16 protein-coding genes are annotated in these 16633 nt (G+C 60.6%); 10 read left to right on the top strand and 6 right to left on the bottom strand.

What is annotated here, in order from left to right; translation table 11 throughout:
- Window positions 1-52: 52 nt before the first annotated feature.
- Window positions 53-559, bottom strand: a complete 507-nt coding sequence (gene def, locus JWU58_RS00490; protein WP_016772378.1) for a peptide deformylase — start codon at window positions 557-559, stop codon at window positions 53-55.
- Window positions 560-718: 159 nt separating this feature from the next.
- On the opposite strand from def, the gene JWU58_RS00485 reads away from it, so the two are divergent.
- From JWU58_RS00485 to JWU58_RS00470, 4 genes are all read left to right on the top strand, one after another.
- Window positions 719-1744 (top strand): LysM peptidoglycan-binding domain-containing protein, encoded by a 1026-nt coding sequence (locus JWU58_RS00485; RefSeq protein ID WP_123441922.1) that lies wholly within the window; start codon window positions 719-721, stop codon window positions 1742-1744.
- An 84-nt stretch (window positions 1745-1828) separates the two neighbouring features.
- Entirely contained in the window at window positions 1829-2926 is a 1098-nt protein-coding gene (dprA, locus tag JWU58_RS00480) for a DNA-processing protein DprA (RefSeq protein ID WP_206421318.1), read from the top strand.
- Between the two features lie 56 nt (window positions 2927-2982).
- Window positions 2983-3540 (top strand): L-threonylcarbamoyladenylate synthase type 1 TsaC, encoded by a 558-nt coding sequence (gene tsaC, locus JWU58_RS00475; protein WP_039757175.1) that lies wholly within the window; start codon window positions 2983-2985, stop codon window positions 3538-3540.
- 259 nt (window positions 3541-3799) lie between these two features.
- Window positions 3800-4468: a hypothetical protein gene (locus tag JWU58_RS00470; RefSeq protein WP_125927328.1), complete on the top strand. Its 669-nt coding sequence runs from the start codon at window positions 3800-3802 to the stop codon at window positions 4466-4468.
- Between the two features lie 179 nt (window positions 4469-4647).
- Here JWU58_RS00470 and JWU58_RS00465 read toward each other — a convergent pair whose 3' ends face one another.
- Window positions 4648-5625: a quinone oxidoreductase family protein gene (locus JWU58_RS00465; protein ID WP_206421317.1), complete on the bottom strand. Its 978-nt coding sequence runs from the start codon at window positions 5623-5625 to the stop codon at window positions 4648-4650.
- Between the two features lie 150 nt (window positions 5626-5775).
- Here JWU58_RS00465 and hemF point away from each other — a divergent pair, with 150 nt between their 5' ends.
- On the top strand, window positions 5776-6690 hold the full coding sequence (gene hemF, locus JWU58_RS00460) for an oxygen-dependent coproporphyrinogen oxidase (protein WP_071173933.1): 915 nt from the start codon (window positions 5776-5778) through the stop codon (window positions 6688-6690).
- Window positions 6691-6699: 9 nt separating this feature from the next.
- On the top strand, window positions 6700-7521 hold the full coding sequence (aroE, locus tag JWU58_RS00455) for a shikimate dehydrogenase (protein WP_123441926.1): 822 nt from the start codon (window positions 6700-6702) through the stop codon (window positions 7519-7521).
- 75 nt (window positions 7522-7596) lie between these two features.
- Here the strand turns inward: aroE and JWU58_RS00450 are convergent, their stop codons facing one another.
- The 3 genes from JWU58_RS00450 to betC form a co-directional block, all read right to left on the bottom strand.
- Window positions 7597-9165 (bottom strand): SulP family inorganic anion transporter, encoded by a 1569-nt coding sequence (locus tag JWU58_RS00450; RefSeq protein WP_206421316.1) that lies wholly within the window; start codon window positions 9163-9165, stop codon window positions 7597-7599.
- Window positions 9166-9378: 213 nt separating this feature from the next.
- Window positions 9379-10299: a choline ABC transporter substrate-binding protein gene (gene choX, locus JWU58_RS00445; protein ID WP_024014966.1), complete on the bottom strand. Its 921-nt coding sequence runs from the start codon at window positions 10297-10299 to the stop codon at window positions 9379-9381.
- Between the two features lie 16 nt (window positions 10300-10315).
- A complete protein-coding gene (gene betC, locus JWU58_RS00440) occupies window positions 10316-11830 on the bottom strand; it encodes a choline-sulfatase (RefSeq protein ID WP_206421315.1) in 1515 nt (504 codons plus the stop codon).
- Between the two features lie 114 nt (window positions 11831-11944).
- Between betC and JWU58_RS00435 the strand changes: the two genes are divergently transcribed.
- Entirely contained in the window at window positions 11945-12895 is a 951-nt protein-coding gene (locus JWU58_RS00435) for a choline sulfate utilization transcriptional regulator (RefSeq protein WP_016772368.1), read from the top strand.
- Window positions 12896-12940: 45 nt separating this feature from the next.
- Here the strand turns inward: JWU58_RS00435 and JWU58_RS00430 are convergent, their stop codons facing one another.
- Window positions 12941-13606: an NAD(P)-dependent oxidoreductase gene (locus JWU58_RS00430; protein WP_041476500.1), complete on the bottom strand. Its 666-nt coding sequence runs from the start codon at window positions 13604-13606 to the stop codon at window positions 12941-12943.
- Window positions 13607-13687: 81 nt separating this feature from the next.
- On the opposite strand from JWU58_RS00430, the gene JWU58_RS00425 reads away from it, so the two are divergent.
- The 3 genes from JWU58_RS00425 (at window position 13688) to JWU58_RS00415 (ending at window position 16578) form a co-directional block, all read left to right on the top strand.
- A complete protein-coding gene (locus JWU58_RS00425) occupies window positions 13688-14014 on the top strand; it encodes a DOPA 4,5-dioxygenase family protein (protein WP_206421314.1) in 327 nt (108 codons plus the stop codon).
- Between the two features lie 403 nt (window positions 14015-14417).
- Entirely contained in the window at window positions 14418-15725 is a 1308-nt protein-coding gene (locus JWU58_RS00420) for a CitMHS family transporter (protein ID WP_016772365.1), read from the top strand.
- Between the two features lie 85 nt (window positions 15726-15810).
- Window positions 15811-16578 carry a TerC family protein gene (locus tag JWU58_RS00415; RefSeq protein WP_122698793.1) on the top strand — a complete coding sequence of 256 codons (768 nt, stop codon included), beginning with the start codon at window positions 15811-15813 and terminating at the stop codon, window positions 16576-16578.
- The last annotated feature ends 55 nt before the right edge of the window (window positions 16579-16633 follow it).

Here is a 16633-nt window from a genome sequence, read left to right as displayed (position 1 = left end):
GCGTCTCATAAAAAGAAAAAGGCTTGCCGCAGCAAGCCTTTGAAGAGGGGCATCAAGCGTTCTGGCGGTGCAGCTTTTCCAGCTTCTTCTTGATCCGGTCGCGTTTGAGCGTGGACAGGTAATCGACGAACAATTTGCCGTTGAGGTGGTCGCATTCGTGCTGGATGCACACCGCGAGCAGACCTTCGGCGATCAGCTCATAAGGCTTGCCGTCGCGGTCCAGCGCCTTGATTTTGACCTTCTGCGGGCGGTCGACGTTTTCGTAGAAGCCCGGTACCGAGAGGCAGCCTTCCTGATACTGGTCCATCTCGTCGGTCAGCGGTTCGAACTCGGGGTTGATGAACACCCGTGGCTCGGTACGGTCTTCGGACAGGTCCATCACGACGATACGTTTGTGCACGTTGACCTGGGTCGCGGCGAGGCCGATGCCCGGCGCTTCATACATTGTTTCAAACATGTCGTCGACCAACTGACGCACTTCGTCGTCCACTACAGCCACTGGTTTGGCGATAGTGCGCAGACGCGGGTCCGGAAATTCGAGGATGTTTAAAATGGCCATAGGCTTCGCTTGCTGCACACGTTGAGTAAAGTCGGGTCGATGGCCTGGCGGGTCCGAGGATGCAGGCTACCGTTGTGAAGCGTAGCTTCTGAAAAACAGAAGCGAGCCACGGGGGCTCTGACGATTCACGCGAATGCACATGATAAAGGGATTCACTGCATGAGGAAAACACTACTCGCCCTGCTGCTTCTGGCTTCGGCCGGCGCCGCGCAAGGGCAAGTGCAACTCAGGGATGGTTTTCCACAGCAATACACGGTGGTTTCCGGGGACACGCTCTGGGACATTTCCGGCAAATACCTGCGCGAGCCCTGGCAGTGGCCACAATTGTGGCGGGCCAATCCGCAGGTCGAAAACCCCAACCTGATCTATCCCGGCGACACGCTGACGCTGAGCTACGTCAACGGCCAGCCGCAACTGACCGTCAATCGTGGCGAGTCGCGCGGCACCATCAAGCTCTCGCCACGGATTCGTACCAGCGCGGTGGCCGAGGCGATTCCGAGCATTCCGCTGAAATCGATCAACAGCTTTCTGCTGAGCAACCGCATCGTCGACAAGGCCGAAGACTTCGACCAGGCGCCGTATATCGTCGCCGGCGATGCCGAACGGGTGCTCAGCGGTACCGGTGACCGCATCTTCGCTCGTGGCCATTTCGATCCGGAACAACCGGTCTACGGCATCTTCCGCCAGGGCAAGGTCTACACCGACCCGCAGACCAAGGAGTTTCTCGGCATCAACGCCGACGATATCGGCGGCGGCGAGATTGTTGCCACCGAAGGCGACGTCGCCACCCTCGCCCTGCAACGCACCACTCAGGAGGTACGGCTCGGTGACCGCCTCTTCGGCGGTGAAGAACGTTCGATCAATTCGACTTTCATGCCCAGCGCGCCGAAGCGTTCCATCGACGGCCTGATCATTGACGTGCCGCGCGGCGTTACGCAGATCGGTGTGATGGACGTGGTCACCCTGAACAAGGGCAAGCGCGACGGCCTCGCCGAAGGCAATGTTCTGGCGGTCATGAAAACCGGCGAAACGGTGCGCGACCGGATCACCGGCCAGCCGCTGAAGATTCCCGATGAACGCGCCGGTCTGCTGATGGTGTTCCGCACCTACGACAAGCTCAGTTACGGCCTGGTCCTCAATGCTTCACGCTCGCTGGCGGTGCTCGACAAGGTGCGAAATCCGTAAGCTTGCTTAACAAGTTACCAACAGAGTTATCCACAGCTTGTTCCGAATGGTTCGGAGCATAGAACGATCAAGGATGATCCATTCATGTTGCCTGTCAGCACTGCCATTTCCCCGGCGGAACTGGAAGCGCGTCTGCGCCTGCACCGCATGCCGGATATCGGCCCCAAGCGTTTTGCCAAGTTGCTCGAAGCCTTCGGCTCGGCGTCGAAAGCCCTCAGCGCGCCGGCCAGTGCCTGGCGCTCGCTGGGATTGCCGGCGGCCTGTGCCGAAGCACGGCGTTGTCCGACAGTGCGCGACGGCGCCAGCCACGCCATGCGCTGGCTAGAGCGTCCCGGTCAATATTTGCTGATGTGGGACCAGGCGGATTATCCAGCGTTGCTGGCGCAAATTGCCGATCCGCCGCCACTGTTATTCGTCGCCGGCGATCCGTCGATTCTGGAGAAGCCGCAGCTGGCGATGGTTGGCAGCCGCCGCGCTTCGCGTCCGGGCATGGACACGGCGGCTGCGTTTTCCCGCAGTCTGGCCGGAGCCGGTTTTGTCATCAACAGTGGTCTGGCGCTGGGCATCGATGCCGCTGCCCATCAGGCTGCTCTGGACGTTGGCGGGTTGACCGTGGGGGTGCTTGGCACGGGCCTGGAGAATTTTTATCCACAGCGCAATAAACGCTTGGCTGAGGCAATGATCGCCTCGGGTTGCGCGGTGCTTTCCGAGTTCCCGCTGGACGCCGGGCCGAGCCCGAGCAACTTCCCCCGGCGCAACCGCATCATCAGCGGGTTGTCCCTCGGCGTGCTGGTGGTCGAGGCCAGTGTTGCCAGCGGTTCGTTGATCACCGCGCGGCTGGCAGCCGAACAGGGTCGCGAGGTTTATGCCATTCCGGGCTCGATCCATCACCCCGGCGCGCGCGGTTGTCACCAATTGATTCGCGACGGGGCGGTGCTGGTGGAGACTATCGAACATATCCTCGAAGCCCTGCGCGGCTGGCAGCAGCCGTTGCTATCCACAGCGGCGGTGCAGGCCGATCACCCGTTGCTGGCGCTGCTGCACGCGGCGCCGCACACCAGCGAGGCCTTGGCCGCGAGTTGTGGCTGGCCGTTGCCGAAGGTGCTGGCAACGTTGACCGAGCTGGAAATCGAAGGCCGTGCGGTATGCGAAAACGGTCGCTGGCTGGCGCGGTCGAGCTAGGTTTTACGAGGAAGATCGGTAAACTGCGCGAAACCTGTTTGTGGGAGAGTTTTTTCATGGTCAACAGTTGGCGTGTGCAACAAGCCGCGCGTGAAGTTCGCGCCGGCGCGGTGATTGCCTATCCAACCGAAGCCGTTTGGGGGCTGGGTTGCGACCCGTGGAATGAAGACGCGGTGGACCGCTTGCTGGCGATCAAGAATCGCTCGGTGAGCAAAGGGCTGATCCTGGTCGCCGACAACATCCGCCAGTTCGATTTCCTCTTCGAGGACTTCCCGCAGGACTGGATCGACCGCATGGCCAGTACCTGGCCGGGGCCGAACACCTGGCTGGTGCCGCATCAGAACCTGTTGCCGGAATGGGTCACAGGCGTGCATGACACCGTGGCGCTGCGGGTCAGCGATCACCCGCAGGTGCGCGACCTGTGCTCGCTGGTCGGGCCATTGATTTCCACATCGGCCAACCCCCAGGGGCGACCGCCGGCGCGCACGCGTTTGCGCATCGAGCAGTATTTCCGTGGTCAGGTCGATCTGGTGCTGGGCGGCAGCCTTGGCGGGCGCAAGAATCCCAGCGTGATCCGCGACCTGGCCACCGGTAACGTCGTTCGTCCTGACTGACGCCATTCTTTTTATTTTTTTGCGGACTCCTCGGCGTCGACGAGGAGTTCTGCGCATGCCCGCACTTTATTCCTGCATTCGTTCAAAACTTATCCGTTGCCATTGTTCTTTCATGCGTCAGACGAATCTTTGAGTCTGAAATATCTGTAAGTTTTCCCACGTGATTCTCAGAACGCGTGCAGTGGCGAGATTTCCAAAAGCATCCATTCTTTCAATGTGCTTGAAGCAACTTCGAAATATTAATGGCTGCGGAGAAGTAATGGATATTACCGATTTACACCTCAAGGATTATCTGCAGGGCTTTCAGGAGACACTCAAGAATCAACAGGCCGACTATCGTGTGGCCATTGTCGAGGCAGGATCGGATGCCGGGGAATTTGAACGCTTCATCAATCGACAGTTTCGCCTGCGATTGCAGCATTACATGCTCACCTCCAGAGCCCGGGCGCTGGAAACTCGACTGGCGATCACCTCACGCAGCACGCACTTCTTGTTGTATCAGCGTGATCAGCTTATTGCGGTGCTGCGGGCAACTCCGGCGCCCTTCGAATGGGCTTCACTGGCGCAGCATCATGTGTCTCCCACTGTGGCATTGGCGCGCCACGTCGAGTTCAGCCGTCTGATCACCCATTCCCAGCAGCACCGGCCGGTGTCGGTCAATGGTCTGCTTGCCACCGCTGCGGAATGGGCGATTGATCGCGGATATCAGGGAGTCACGGCCTTGTGCAGATCGCCACAGCGGCAAATGTATCAGCGCTTCGGCCTGACACCGATCGCTTCGCAGGCAATGCATATCGAGCAGCGTGCCCGGGGCGATTATTGGCTGTTGTCTGCCGAGTGGCGACAAATCCTGATGGCCCTGGATCAGCCTGTGAACATGAACGCGCATCAGCCGGAGTATCGTGATGTTTTTAACCGTCAGTATTGATCCGCCAGTGATTGAAGAGTGGGCTGAGAAATGGCTCGTATATGAATCGAAGAAGTTGCGCAGGAAGTTCGCCGGTCGTAGACCAGCGGCGAAGAAACTTCACCGCAAGATGTACTTGATATAGCCGCAAGATACTCGGCGAACTCATGGAAGAGTTCACCGAGTATCAACTTGAAGCGTTATGGCAGCAGAATCGTGGAACCGGTCGTGCGCCGTGCCGACAGTTCAGTTTGTGCTTTCGCCGCATCCGCCAGTGCATGGCGCTGGCTGATGTCGACCTTCAGTTTGCCACTGATGATCATCTCGAACAGCTCGTCGGCCATGCGTTGCAGGTTCTCGGCGTTGTTAGCGTAGGTCGCCAGCGTAGGCCGGGTGACGTACAACGAGCCCTTCGCGGCAAGAATGCCCAGATTGACGCCATCGACCGCGCCGGAAGCATTGCCGAAGCTCACGACCAGGCCCCGAGGTGCGACGCTGTCCAGAGACGTGAGCCAAGTGTCCTTGCCGACGCCGTCATACACTACCGGGACTTTCTTGCCGTCAGTCAGTGCCAGCACGCGCTCGGCAACGTTTTCATGGCTGTAGTCGATGGTGGCCCAAGCGCCGTTGGCTTTGGCCAGCTCGGCTTTCTCCTTCGAGCTGACGGTGCCGATCAGCTTCACGCCCAGCGCTTTGGCCCATTGGCAGGCCAGCGAGCCGACGCCACCGGCTGCGGCGTGGAACAGAATGGTTTCGCCGCCCTGCAGTGGGTAGGTCTGGCGCAGCAGGTATTGCACGGTCAGGCCCTTGAGCATGACGCCGGCGGCAGTTTCGAAACTGATTTCATCGGGCAGGTGCACCAGATTGTCCTGCGGCAGAACATGCAGCTGGCTATAGGCGCCGAGCGGGCCGCTGCCGTATGCCACGCGATCGCCGACCTTGAACCGGGTGACGTCGCCGCCCACCGCTTCGACCGTGCCGGCGCCTTCCGAACCCAGCCCGGACGGCAACGCGGGCGGCGCATAGAGGCCGCTGCGGTAATAGGTGTCGATGAAGTTCAGGCCGATCGCCTGATTGGCCACGCGCACCTGATTCGGCCCGGGCGCAGCGGGTTCGTAGTCTACATATTCGAGCACTTCGGGACCGCCGTGGGCGCGGAACTGGATACGCTTTGCCATCTGCCTGCTCTCCTTGGGTCGTTGCTAAGCCCTCTATCCAACTCCCCTGCTTGATCTTCGTCAACTGCGGCGCGCCGGTCTGCGATGGTATGCTACGCGCCCATTTGCGCCGCCCGCCTGCCGGGGCGCCGCCCGATTCAAGGTGAAGCCATGACGACCCGCACCGACGCCGTAAAGGCCTATCTGCTCGATCTGCAAGACCGCATCTGCGCTGCACTGGAAACCGAAGACGGCGGCAAATGCTTCGTCGAAGACGCCTGGACCCGGCCGGCGGGCGGTGGCGGGCGCACCCGCGTGCTGGAAAACGGCACGCTGATTGAAAAGGGCGGGGTCAACTTTTCCCACGTGTTCGGCAGCGGTCTGCCGCCGTCGGCCAGTGCCCATCGGCCGGAACTGGCCGGGCGTGGTTTCGAGGCGCTCGGCGTGTCGCTGGTGATCCACCCGCACAACCCGCATGTGCCGACCTCCCACGCCAACGTGCGTTTTTTCATTGCTGAAAAAGAAGGCGAAGAACCGGTCTGGTGGTTCGGCGGCGGTTTCGACCTGACCCCGTACTACGGCGTTGAAGAAGACTGCATTCATTGGCACCGCGTCGCCGAGCAAGCCTGTGCGCCGTTTGGTGCGGACGTCTATCCGCGTTACAAGGCCTGGTGCGACACCTATTTCCATATCAAGCATCGTCATGAGCCGCGCGGCATTGGCGGTCTGTTCTTCGATGATCTGAACGAATGGGACTTCGACACCAGTTTCGCCTTCATGCGCGCCATCGGCGACGCCTACATCGAGGCCTACCTGCCGATCGTGCAGCGGCGCAAGAATGACGCGTTCACCGCACAGCAGCGCGAATTCCAGGAATTCCGTCGTGGCCGCTACGTCGAATTCAACCTGGTTTACGACCGTGGCACGCTGTTCGGCTTGCAGTCGGGTGGCCGCACTGAATCGATCCTGATGTCGCTGCCGCCGCAAGTGCGCTGGGGCTATGACTGGAAGGCCGAACCTGGCAGCGCAGAAGCGCGTCTGACCGAGTATTTCCTGCAGGATCGTGACTGGCTGGCCGAGGCCTGAGGACGGGTGATGGATCGTTACGTTGTTTTCGGTAATCCGATTGGCCACAGCAAGTCGCCGATGATTCACCAGTTGTTCGCCGAACAGACCGGCCAGCGCCTCGACTACAGCACGCTGCTGGCGCCGCTGGATGATTTTGCCGGCTGCGCCACGGCATTCTTTCGCGAAGGCCGCGGCGCCAACGTGACAGTGCCGTTCAAGGAAGACGCTTACCGGCTGGCCAACAGCCTGACCGCCCGCGCGCAGCGCGCCGGTGCGGTGAACACCTTGAGCAAACTGGAAGATGGTTCACTGCTCGGCGACAACACCGATGGCGCCGGCCTGGTCCGCGATCTGACGGTGAATGCCGGGTTCAGCCTGACCGGCAAGCGCATCCTTTTGCTCGGCGCCGGCGGCGCGGTGCGCGGTGCGCTGGAGCCGTTGCTGGCAGAGAAACCGGCCTCGGTGATCATCGCCAATCGCTCGGTGGACAAGGCTGAGCTGCTGGCGGAATTGTTCGGCGATCTCGGGCCGGTGTCGGCCAGTGGTTTCGACTGGCTGCGCGAGCCGGTGGACGTGATCATCAACGCCACCTCCGCCAGCCTGACCGGTGACGTCCCGCCGATCGCGCCAAGCCTGATCGAGCCGGGTCAGACCCTGTGCTACGACATGATGTACGGCAAGGAACCGACCGCGTTCTGCCGCTGGGCGACTGAGCACGGCGCGGCGCTGGCGATGGACGGTCTGGGCATGCTCGCCGAACAGGCGGCCGAGGCGTTCCTGCTGTGGCGCGGCGTACGCCCGGATACCGCGCCGGTACTCGCCGAGCTGCGCCGCCAGCTAGCCCTTTAACTTTTGCTCCCACATTGAAATGCGATCAATGTGGGAGCGAGCCTGCTCGCGAATCGCATCACCACCGATATCAGCTCAATCCTCAAACCTGATCGGGCACTTCTCCGCCCCTTCCAGTTTGCGCAACTCCTCCACCACCGGCGGCCGCGCCCGGCGCAAGGTCAGGCTGCGACCCTGGCCCAGCAGGCGCCGCGCTTCCTGATGCAGCATCTCTACCCCTGAATAATCGATGAAGTTGATCTGCTGTGCCTCGATTACCACCCGCGCGCCATGCAGGCGTTGCAGGCGCACTTGCAGGTAATGGCTGGCGCCGAAAAAGATCGAACCGCCCACCCGCAGCACATCGTCGTCACCGTCGCGCCAATGCTGCACCCGTGGTTGCGAGGTGCGCTTGAGGTAGAAAAACAGCGACGCCAGCACCCCGGCGTAAATCGCCGTCTGCAATTCCAGCAGCAAGGTCGCGAGACAGGTCAGGGCCATCACCACGAACTCGGCACGGCTGACTCGCAGCAAAGCGCGAATGCCCCGGTGATCGACCAGACCCCAGGCAATCAACAGGATGCTGCCGGCCATGGCCGGGATCGGAATGTGCGCGATCAGCCCCGCGCCGAACACCGCAAACAGCGCCACCCAGATTGCCGAGAACACTCCGGCCAGCGGCGAGCAGGCACCCGCCTCATAACTCAGACCTGAGCGGGTAAACGATCCGGCTGACAGCGACCCGGAAAAGAACGCACCGACAATGTTCGACAGACCCTGTGCGCGGACTTCCTGATTGGCGTCGAGCAACTGTTGCGAGCGCGCCGATATCGAACGGGCGATCGACAGACTGGTGACCAGCCCGAGCATGCCCACCGCCACGGCGCTCGGCAGCAGGCGCAGGATCACCTCCAGATCCAGCGGCAAGGCGCTCAGCGGCGGCAGGCGTCCGACGAAGGCGCTGACCAGATGCACATGACCGAACATCGCCGGCCAGATCCACACCAGCAGGCTGGCCAGCACCAAGGTTATCAACAGCGTCGGCCAGCGCGGCAGAAGTTTTTTCAGGGTCACGCCGACGATTACCGTGGCGACGCCGAGCGTCAGTGAAGGCTTATCCACAGCCCCCAGATGTCGCAGCAGATCCATCAGGCTGGCGAGCGCTGTGGTGTTGGCCGGCAATTCCAGCCCGAGCAGATTGGGCAATTGCCCGATGGCGATCACCACGGCGGCACCGAGGGTGAAGCCGAGCACTACCGAATGCGAAACGAAATTCACCAGCGCGCCGAAGCGCAGCAAACCGAGCAGCCACTGGAAAATCCCGGCAAGGAACGTCAGCAGCAGGATCAGGGTGATGTAGTCCTCGGACGCAGGCACGGCGAGCGGGCTGACGCTGGCGTACAGCACAATCGAAATCGCCGCCGTCGGGCCGCAGATCAAATGCCATGACGAACCCCACAGGCAGGCGATCAATACCGGAATGATTGCGGCGTACAGCCCGTATTCCGGTGGCAGCCCGGCGATCAGTGCGTAGGCAATCGACTGGGGTAAGGCGAGAATCGCACCGCTGAGGCCGACGATCAGGTCCCGCCCGACGCTGGCGCGGGTTTGCCGTGGCAACCAGCTCAGGAAAGGAAAAAGTGAATGGCGGCTGGGGAAGGCCATGGGTCCTCGCGGTTGGGGGTTTTTCCGGCAAGCCTATCAGGACACGGCAATCATTGTGGCGAGGGGATTTATCCCCGATGGGCCGCGAAACGGCCCCAAACCCAGAGTTCTCGGTGAGTCAGGTATATCGAGTTCACGGATCTTGCGACTGCTTCGCAGCCGATCGGGGATAAATCCCCTCGCCACAGGTAAGTGGTCGACAGTCAGGTGGCATTACAGTTTGGCTTTCACCGCCACCAACGCATCCTTGCCATCCACGGTCTTCACCCCATCCAGCCACTTGTCCAGCACCGCCGGGTTGGCTTTGATCCACGCCTTCGCCGCTTCGGCATTGCTGACCTTCTTGTTCACCACCTCGGCCATGATGCTGTTCTCCATGTCCTGGGTGAACGCCAGATTGGTCAGCAACTTGCCCACATTCGGGCAGGCCTCGGCGTAGCCCTTGCGGGTCAGGGTGAAAACGTTGCCGGTGTCGCCGAAGTATTTTTCGCCGCCCTTGAGGTAACGCATTTTCAGCTGCACGTTCATCGGGTGCGGGGTCCAGCCGAGAAAGGTGACGAATTTCTGTTTCTTCACCGCCCGCGACACTTCGGCGAGCATCGCCTGTTCGCTGGACTCGATCAGCTTCCACTGCCCCATGTTGAAGTCATTCTTCTTGATAATTTCCTGCAACGAAATGTTCGCCGGCGCGCCTGATCCGATGCCGTAGATCTTCTTGTCGAACTTGTCGGCGAATTTGTTCAGGTCGGCAAAATCATGCACACCCGCCTCCCAGACATAGTCGGGGACGGCGAGGGTGAATTCGGTGCCTTCGAGGTTTTTCGCCAATTGCGTCACATCACCGGTGGCGACGAACTTGTCATAGAAGCCCTGCTGCGCCGGCATCCAGTTGCCGAGGAACACGTCCACCTGGCCATCCTTCAAGCCGCCGAAGGTGATCGGCACCGCGAGGGTGTCGACCTTGGCCTTGTAGCCCATGCCGTCGAGCAGAAATCCGGTGATGGCATTGGTCGCGGCGATGTCGCTCCAGCCCGGATCGGCCATCTTCACGGTTTCGCAACTTTGCTCGGCGAAGGCCGAGGCGCTGCTCAATGCGATCAGGCCAACGGTGACAGCTGTGGATAACTTGCGCATGGACTTCCCCTTAACGTTATTGGTTTTGGCAGGGTTGTGGATAACGGGCCTTGCGCTCCAGATCATCAAGGTCGATGTGGTTGCGCATGTACTGCTGACTGGCATCGACCAGCGGCTGGTGATCCCAGCTCTTCAGCTTGCCGATGGTTAACGCATCGGCGACGAAACGGCGTCGGCGCTGGCTGGCCAGTACGTCCCGATGGATCGACGGAATGTCCCACTTGGCCCGCGCTTCCGCGAGAAAATCGTCGAACAGCTGACGATGTTGCGGCGATTGGCTCAGTTCCTCTTCTTCGCGCGGATCGTTATCCACATCGAAGAGTAGGCACGGGTCGCTTTCGCTGTAGATAAATTTGTAGGCGCCGCGGCGGATCATCATCAGCGGGCTGACAGTGCCTTCGGCCATGTATTCGCCGAACACCTCGTCATGCCCGCCCTGCCCTTGCAGGTGCGGCAGCAAGGAACGGCCGTCCAGTGGCAAGCCCGGCTCAAGCGTGCCACCGGCCAGATCCACGAACGTCGGCAGCAGGTCGGCGGTGGAAACCGCGGCGCTGACTCGGCCCGCCTCAAATTGTCCCGGGGCGCTGATCAGCAGCGGCACCCGCGCGGCCATCTCGAACCAGTGCATTTTGTACCAGAGGCCCTTCTCGCCGAGCATGTCGCCATGGTCACCGGAGAAGACGATGACGGTGTCGTCGATCAGCCCGGTTTCTTCAAGGGTTTGCAGCAGTTTGCCGACATTGGCGTCGATATAGCTGCAAGCACCGAAGTAGGCGCGACGGGCATCGCGGATCTTATCCACAGGCAGCGGCTTGTCCCACAGATCGTAAACCTTGAGCAGACGTTGCGAGTGCGGATCGAGTTCGTCCTGGTTCAGGGCTGTAGGCGACGGAATATCAGCATCGTCATACAGATCCCAGAAAGCCTTGGGAATCGTGTACGGATCGTGCGGGTGGGTCATCGACACGGTCAGGCAGAATGGCTGGTCGCCATCCTCGCGGATGTGATCGAACAGATACTGCTGCGCCTTGAACACCACCTCTTCGTCGAAATCCAGCTGATTGGTGCGCACGCACGGCCCGGCCTGCAGCACCGACGACATGTTGTGATACCAGCTCGGCCGCACGTCCGGCTCGTCCCAGTTCACCGCCCAACCGTAATCGGCCGGGTAGATATCGCTGGTCAGGCGTTCTTCATAACCGTGCAACTGGTCCGGCCCGCAGAAATGCATCTTGCCCGACAGCGCGGTGCGGTAGCCGAGACGCCGCAGGTAATGCGCGTAAGTCGGAATGTCGGCAGGAAAGTCAGCCGCGTTGTCGTAGGCGCCGATCTTGCTCGGCAACTGGCCACTGACCAGGGTGAAGCGCGACGGCGCGCACAGCGGGCTGTTGCAATAGGCAGCATCGAACACCACGCCTTGGGCGGCGAGGCGGGACAGATTCGGCAGTTTGATCGGCGATGGGCCGTAGAACGGCAACATTGGCGCGGCCATTTGATCGGCCATGATGAAAAGAATGTTCTTGCGCTTCATGTGATCGCGGCATTCCATGTTGAATATTTATGCGAGAGTGCTGCGATCGAGCATGGATTCCATGCCTGTTCCGGTAAAGCCCGCGCCGGACAATGACTAGGATAAGTACAGCTTATGTATGACGCCCTCGGTGACCTCTCCCTCGATCTGCTGCGCGCTTTTGAAGCGGCGGCCCGCCATCGCAGTTTTACCGCCGCTGCGGTGGAGCTTGGCACCACGCAGCCTGCGATCAGCCAGCAAATGAAACGTCTGGAAGAGCAGCTCGGTACGCGCCTGTTCGACCGGATTTACCGGGGTATCGAGTTGACAGAGGTTGGCGCCCTGCTGTTCGAGCAAGTTACCCTCGGTTTGCAGAATATCGACGCAGGATTGAGCGCAATCAGCACTCAGCAGCAACATGAAGTGCTGCAAGTGGCCACGGATTTCGCTTTCGCCGCTTATTGGCTGATGCCGCGCCTGCATCGCTTCCATGAGGCCAATCCGCATATCGATGTCAGCCTGGTCACCAGCGAGCGCAACCACAACATGCTGCGCACCGACATCGACGTGGCGATCCTGTTTGGCGATGGTCGATTCAAGCAGGGTGAGAGCCACTGGCTGTTCAGCGAAGAAGTGTTCCCGGTGTGCAGCCCGCTGCTGCTCAAGGAGCGGTCACTGCCGTTGCCCGCGCAGGCCCTGCTGGAATTTCCGCTGCTGCACCTGCGTGGGGAAAACAGCAGCAACTGGTTCGACTGGAGTGGCTTGTTTCGTCAATTGGGCCTGACTACGCCGCCAGCGCCGGGGCAATTGCGCTTCGACAATTACACCTTGCTGATTCAGGCGGCGATTGGCGGACAAGGCGTGGCGATTGGCTGGCGGCACCTTGTGGATAACTTGCTGGTGCAGGGTTTGCTGTGCCGGCCGCTGGCGGAAACCACGCTGTCGCGCCTTGGCTATTACGTTGTGCTGCCGCAACGCAAACGTCGGGGTGCGTTGATTCAGGAATTTGTTGATTGGTTAATGGCGGAACAGGCCAGCAGTGCCGAATCGCTTAACGGTCTGGCCCTGCCCTCAATTGCGGTGTGAAGAGCAAAAGGTCGTCGATCGCGGCCCGAGCCTCCGGACGATCTTTTACGAATCAGAAGCCGCCACAAAATTCACATGCTGCCCCACATGCAGATTCAACCGCAGCTCATCGGCGATGCCCACCGCCACGCGGTTCAATCGCTCCAGCGGTTCGGCCAGTCCCGGTTCGAGATTGCCGCCGACCTGACTGAAGTGCTCGATGGTCAACCCGGCCACGCCATGCGGCGCATTGACCAAGGTCCAGCGCAGTGAGCTGCTTTGTACCGCCTCGAGGATTTCTTCGGCAGCGTGACGTTGCAGACGCTCGTCATTGTCAGGCTCGTCGAGCACACCGAAGTTGCCGACCAGAAACAGGCGCGGCACGCTGGCCAGTTGCAAACCTTCGACCAGCGCGTCGACTGCCAGCACTTGTTCCACCGGCCCCAGCGTCACCGAGCGCTCAACGTGGTCGCTGCTGAACGGCAACCCCGGAGCGTCCAGCAGGCAGATCACCGCCGAACTGCCGGCGACGCTCTGATTGACCCGCTCGGCATCGAACAGATCGCCGGTTTTGGTGCGCAACCCCGGACGCGGCGCAAGTGCGGTGAGATCGTCGAGGATGGCGATGACTTCGTGTTGGCGACGGAGCAATTCAGCCATCAATGCACCGCCCAAGCTGGCCATGGCACCATAAAGCACCACTTTGACCACTGGGGTCTCGGCATTTTTCATGGCTGTTTTCCTTATAGTTGTCCTATATGACCTGTGACGGTGGAAACAGCCAAGGGTTCGAACCGATTGAGAGGCGACACGATGCAAGGGATCAAGGGCTATCACGCCCATGTCTATTTCGACGCGCAAACCATCGACCAGGCGCGGGCCTTGTGCGAACAGGCCGCGCAGTTGTTTGCGCTGAAAATGGGTCGCGTGCACGAACGCCCGGTGGGGCCGCATCCCGAGTGGAGCTGCCAACTGGCTTTCGGTCCCGAGCTGATCGGCGAAGTGCTGCCATGGCTGGCGCTCAACCGCAAGGGCCTGGTGGTATTCCTGCATCCGGAGACTGGCGATGACTTGCTTGACCACACCGAACACGCGATCTGGATGGGCGCGGTGCGGCCGCTGAATCTGTCGATTTTTTAACCAGATGCTGACGCTGAACTGATAACGGATATGTCCAGACTGCCAGCCAGCGCTGACTGTCCGTTTATCCGCATCGCTACCAACCCCGTATTCATTGGCTGTCGTTGCATCCGACCGCCGGTTGATCATTCATTGATCGCTTTCGCTCGCGAAAGGTAGCTGAAAGCTTCCCCGATTAGGATCGCCCCACTCCCGGCAACAGACCGGTTGGCCCAAGCCCTGTGTTTGTTCCACAGGCCCGGCCCAATTAACAACAACAATGGTGATTCTGATGTCTTCTGCAACCCGCCGTTTCTCCCGCTTCCTGCTGGTCACTCCGCCCGTACGCCTCGCGCCTGCCGTTCTGCGCTGATCCCGCCCGATCCGCTCATTCCATTAGCCGCGCTACGCCTGGAGTATTCCCATGCTGACTTTCCTTGGCTTCGCCATGGTCATCACGTTCATGTTCCTGATCATGACCAAGCGCCTGTCCGCGCTGATCGCCCTGATCATCATCCCGATCCTGTTCGCGCTGTTCGGTGGTTTCGCGCCGAAGATCGGCCCGATGATGCTTGAAGGCATCACCAAACTGGCGCCGACCGGCGTGATGTTGATGTTCGCCATTCTGTATTTCGCCCTGATGATCGACTCCGGCCTGTTCGACCCGGCCGTGCGCAAGATCCTCAAACTGGTCAAGGGCGACCCGTTGAAAGTTTCGGTCGGCACCGCCGTTCTGGCGCTCGTCGTTTCCCTCGATGGTGACGGCGCGACCACTTACATGATCTGTGTGGCCGCCATGCTGCCGCTGTACAGCCGCATCGGCATGAGCCCGCGGATCATGGCCGGTCTGATCATCCTCGCCGGTGGCGTGATGAACATGACCCCGTGGGGCGGCCCGACCGCCCGCGCGGCGAGTGCCCTGCATGTCGATCCGTCGGACATTTTCGTACCGATGATCCCGGCCATGGCCGCCGGTGTCTTGGCGATCCTGGTGATTGCCTACTTCTACGGCAAGCGTGAGCGTGCCCGTCTCGGCGAGCTGCACCTGGTCGGCGATGAGATCGATCACAGTGAAATCAGCGTCTCGCAATTCCCCGACGCACGCCGTCCGAAGCTGATCTGGTTCAACGCCGCACTGACGTTCGGACTGATGTGCACGCTGATCGGTGGCCTGTTGCCGCTGCCGGTGCTGTTCATGGTGGCGTTCAGTATCGCCATGATCGTCAACTACCCATGCCTGCAAATGCAGAAGGATCGCGTCGCCGCGCATTCCGGCAGCGTGCTGGCAGTGGTCGGGCTGATCTTTGCGGCGGGTATCTTCACCGGTATCCTGTCGGGCACCGGCATGGTCGATGCGATGTCGAAGAGCCTGTTGGCGGTGATTCCGGATTTCCTCGGCCCGTACCTGGCGGTGATTACGGCGCTGGTGAGCATGCCGTTCACCTTCTTCATGTCCAACGATGCGTTCTATTACGGTGTATTGCCGGTGCTGACCGAAGCGGCCAGCCACTATGGGATCACTGCGGTGGAAATGGCCCGTGCCTCGATCGTCGGCCAGCCCGTCCACTTGCTGAGCCCGTTGGTGCCGTCGACCTATCTGTTGGTGGCGCTGGCCGGCATCGATTTCGGTGATCACCAGCGTTTCACCCTGAAATGGGCGATCCTGGTGTGCATCTGCATTCTGATTGCTGCACTGCTGTTGGGGACTTTCCCGATGTTCAGCACTCTATAAGCCCAAGACTCACCGTTACGGGTCCCGGCTTCGCGGTTTGAAGCCCGGACCTTTTTCGGTTCAACAATTGCTCAAAGGAATACACATGGATTGGCTGACCAACCCCGAAATCTGGGTTGCCTTCTTTACCCTGACCGCCCTGGAAATCGTCCTCGGTATCGATAACATCATCATGATTTCGATCCTGGTCAGCCGCATGCCCAAACACATGCAGCAGCGCACGCGGATCTTCGGTCTTGGCCTGGCCATGGTCACGCGGATCCTGTTGCTGCTGTCGATCACCTGGGTCATGCGCCTCACTGCCGATCTTTTCGAAGTGTTCGGCCAGGGCATCTCCGGTCGCGACCTGATCCTGTTCTTCGGTGGCCTGTTCCTGCTGTGGAAAAGCTCGCAGGAGATGTACCACGCGCTGGAAGGCGAAGACGAAAGCGACGACGCGCCGTCGGGCAAGGGCGGCAATTTCCTCTACACCATCATCCAGATCGCGATCATCGATATCGTCTTCTCGCTGGACTCGGTGATCACTGCCGTCGGCATGGTCTCCCACGTTCCGGTCATGGTCGCGGCGATCGTCGTGGCAGTGCTGGTGATGATGCTGGCGTCGGGCAAGATCAGCGAATTCATCGACAAGCACCCGTCGCTGAAAATGCTCGCCCTGTCCTTCCTGCTGGTGGTTGGTACCGTGCTGATCGCCGAATCGTTCGACGTGCACGTGCCAAAAGGCTACGTCTACTTCGCCATGGCGTTCTCTCTGGCGGTTGAGGCTATCAACATCAAACTGCGCGGCGCGATGGCCAAGAAGAGACAGCAACAGGATCCGGTGAAACTGCGCAAGGATGTTCCGGGCCAATAATCCGGTAGTCCCGGCAGCACGCTACACCCCTGTGGGAGCGAGCCTGCTCGCGAAG

It is taken from the genome of Pseudomonas atacamensis, from assembly GCF_017167965.1.
GTDB classification, from domain to species: Bacteria; Pseudomonadota; Gammaproteobacteria; order Pseudomonadales; family Pseudomonadaceae; genus Aquipseudomonas; species Aquipseudomonas atacamensis.
This window is presented reverse-complemented; position numbering and strand designations above follow the sequence as displayed.

Coding starts and splice junctions, on each gene's coding strand:
- JWU58_RS00430 (WP_041476500.1), bottom strand. CDS start 13,606: ATGAAAAATGCCGAGACCCCAGTGGTCAAAGTGGTGCTTTATGGTGCC.
- JWU58_RS00470 (WP_125927328.1), top strand. CDS start 3,800: ATGGATATTACCGATTTACACCTCAAGGATTATCTGCAGGGCTTTCAG.
- JWU58_RS00425 (WP_206421314.1), top strand. CDS start 13,688: ATGCAAGGGATCAAGGGCTATCACGCCCATGTCTATTTCGACGCGCAA.
- dprA (WP_206421318.1), top strand. CDS start 1,829: ATGTTGCCTGTCAGCACTGCCATTTCCCCGGCGGAACTGGAAGCGCGT.
- JWU58_RS00465 (WP_206421317.1), bottom strand. CDS start 5,625: ATGGCAAAGCGTATCCAGTTCCGCGCCCACGGCGGTCCCGAAGTGCTC.
- tsaC (WP_039757175.1), top strand. CDS start 2,983: ATGGTCAACAGTTGGCGTGTGCAACAAGCCGCGCGTGAAGTTCGCGCC.
- aroE (WP_123441926.1), top strand. CDS start 6,700: ATGGATCGTTACGTTGTTTTCGGTAATCCGATTGGCCACAGCAAGTCG.
- JWU58_RS00485 (WP_123441922.1), top strand. CDS start 719: ATGAGGAAAACACTACTCGCCCTGCTGCTTCTGGCTTCGGCCGGCGCC.
- hemF (WP_071173933.1), top strand. CDS start 5,776: ATGACGACCCGCACCGACGCCGTAAAGGCCTATCTGCTCGATCTGCAA.
- betC (WP_206421315.1), bottom strand. CDS start 11,830: ATGAAGCGCAAGAACATTCTTTTCATCATGGCCGATCAAATGGCCGCG.
- JWU58_RS00450 (WP_206421316.1), bottom strand. CDS start 9,165: ATGGCCTTCCCCAGCCGCCATTCACTTTTTCCTTTCCTGAGCTGGTTG.
- JWU58_RS00435 (WP_016772368.1), top strand. CDS start 11,945: ATGTATGACGCCCTCGGTGACCTCTCCCTCGATCTGCTGCGCGCTTTT.
- choX (WP_024014966.1), bottom strand. CDS start 10,299: ATGCGCAAGTTATCCACAGCTGTCACCGTTGGCCTGATCGCATTGAGC.
- def (WP_016772378.1), bottom strand. CDS start 559: ATGGCCATTTTAAACATCCTCGAATTTCCGGACCCGCGTCTGCGCACT.
- JWU58_RS00420 (WP_016772365.1), top strand. CDS start 14,418: ATGCTGACTTTCCTTGGCTTCGCCATGGTCATCACGTTCATGTTCCTG.
- JWU58_RS00415 (WP_122698793.1), top strand. CDS start 15,811: ATGGATTGGCTGACCAACCCCGAAATCTGGGTTGCCTTCTTTACCCTG.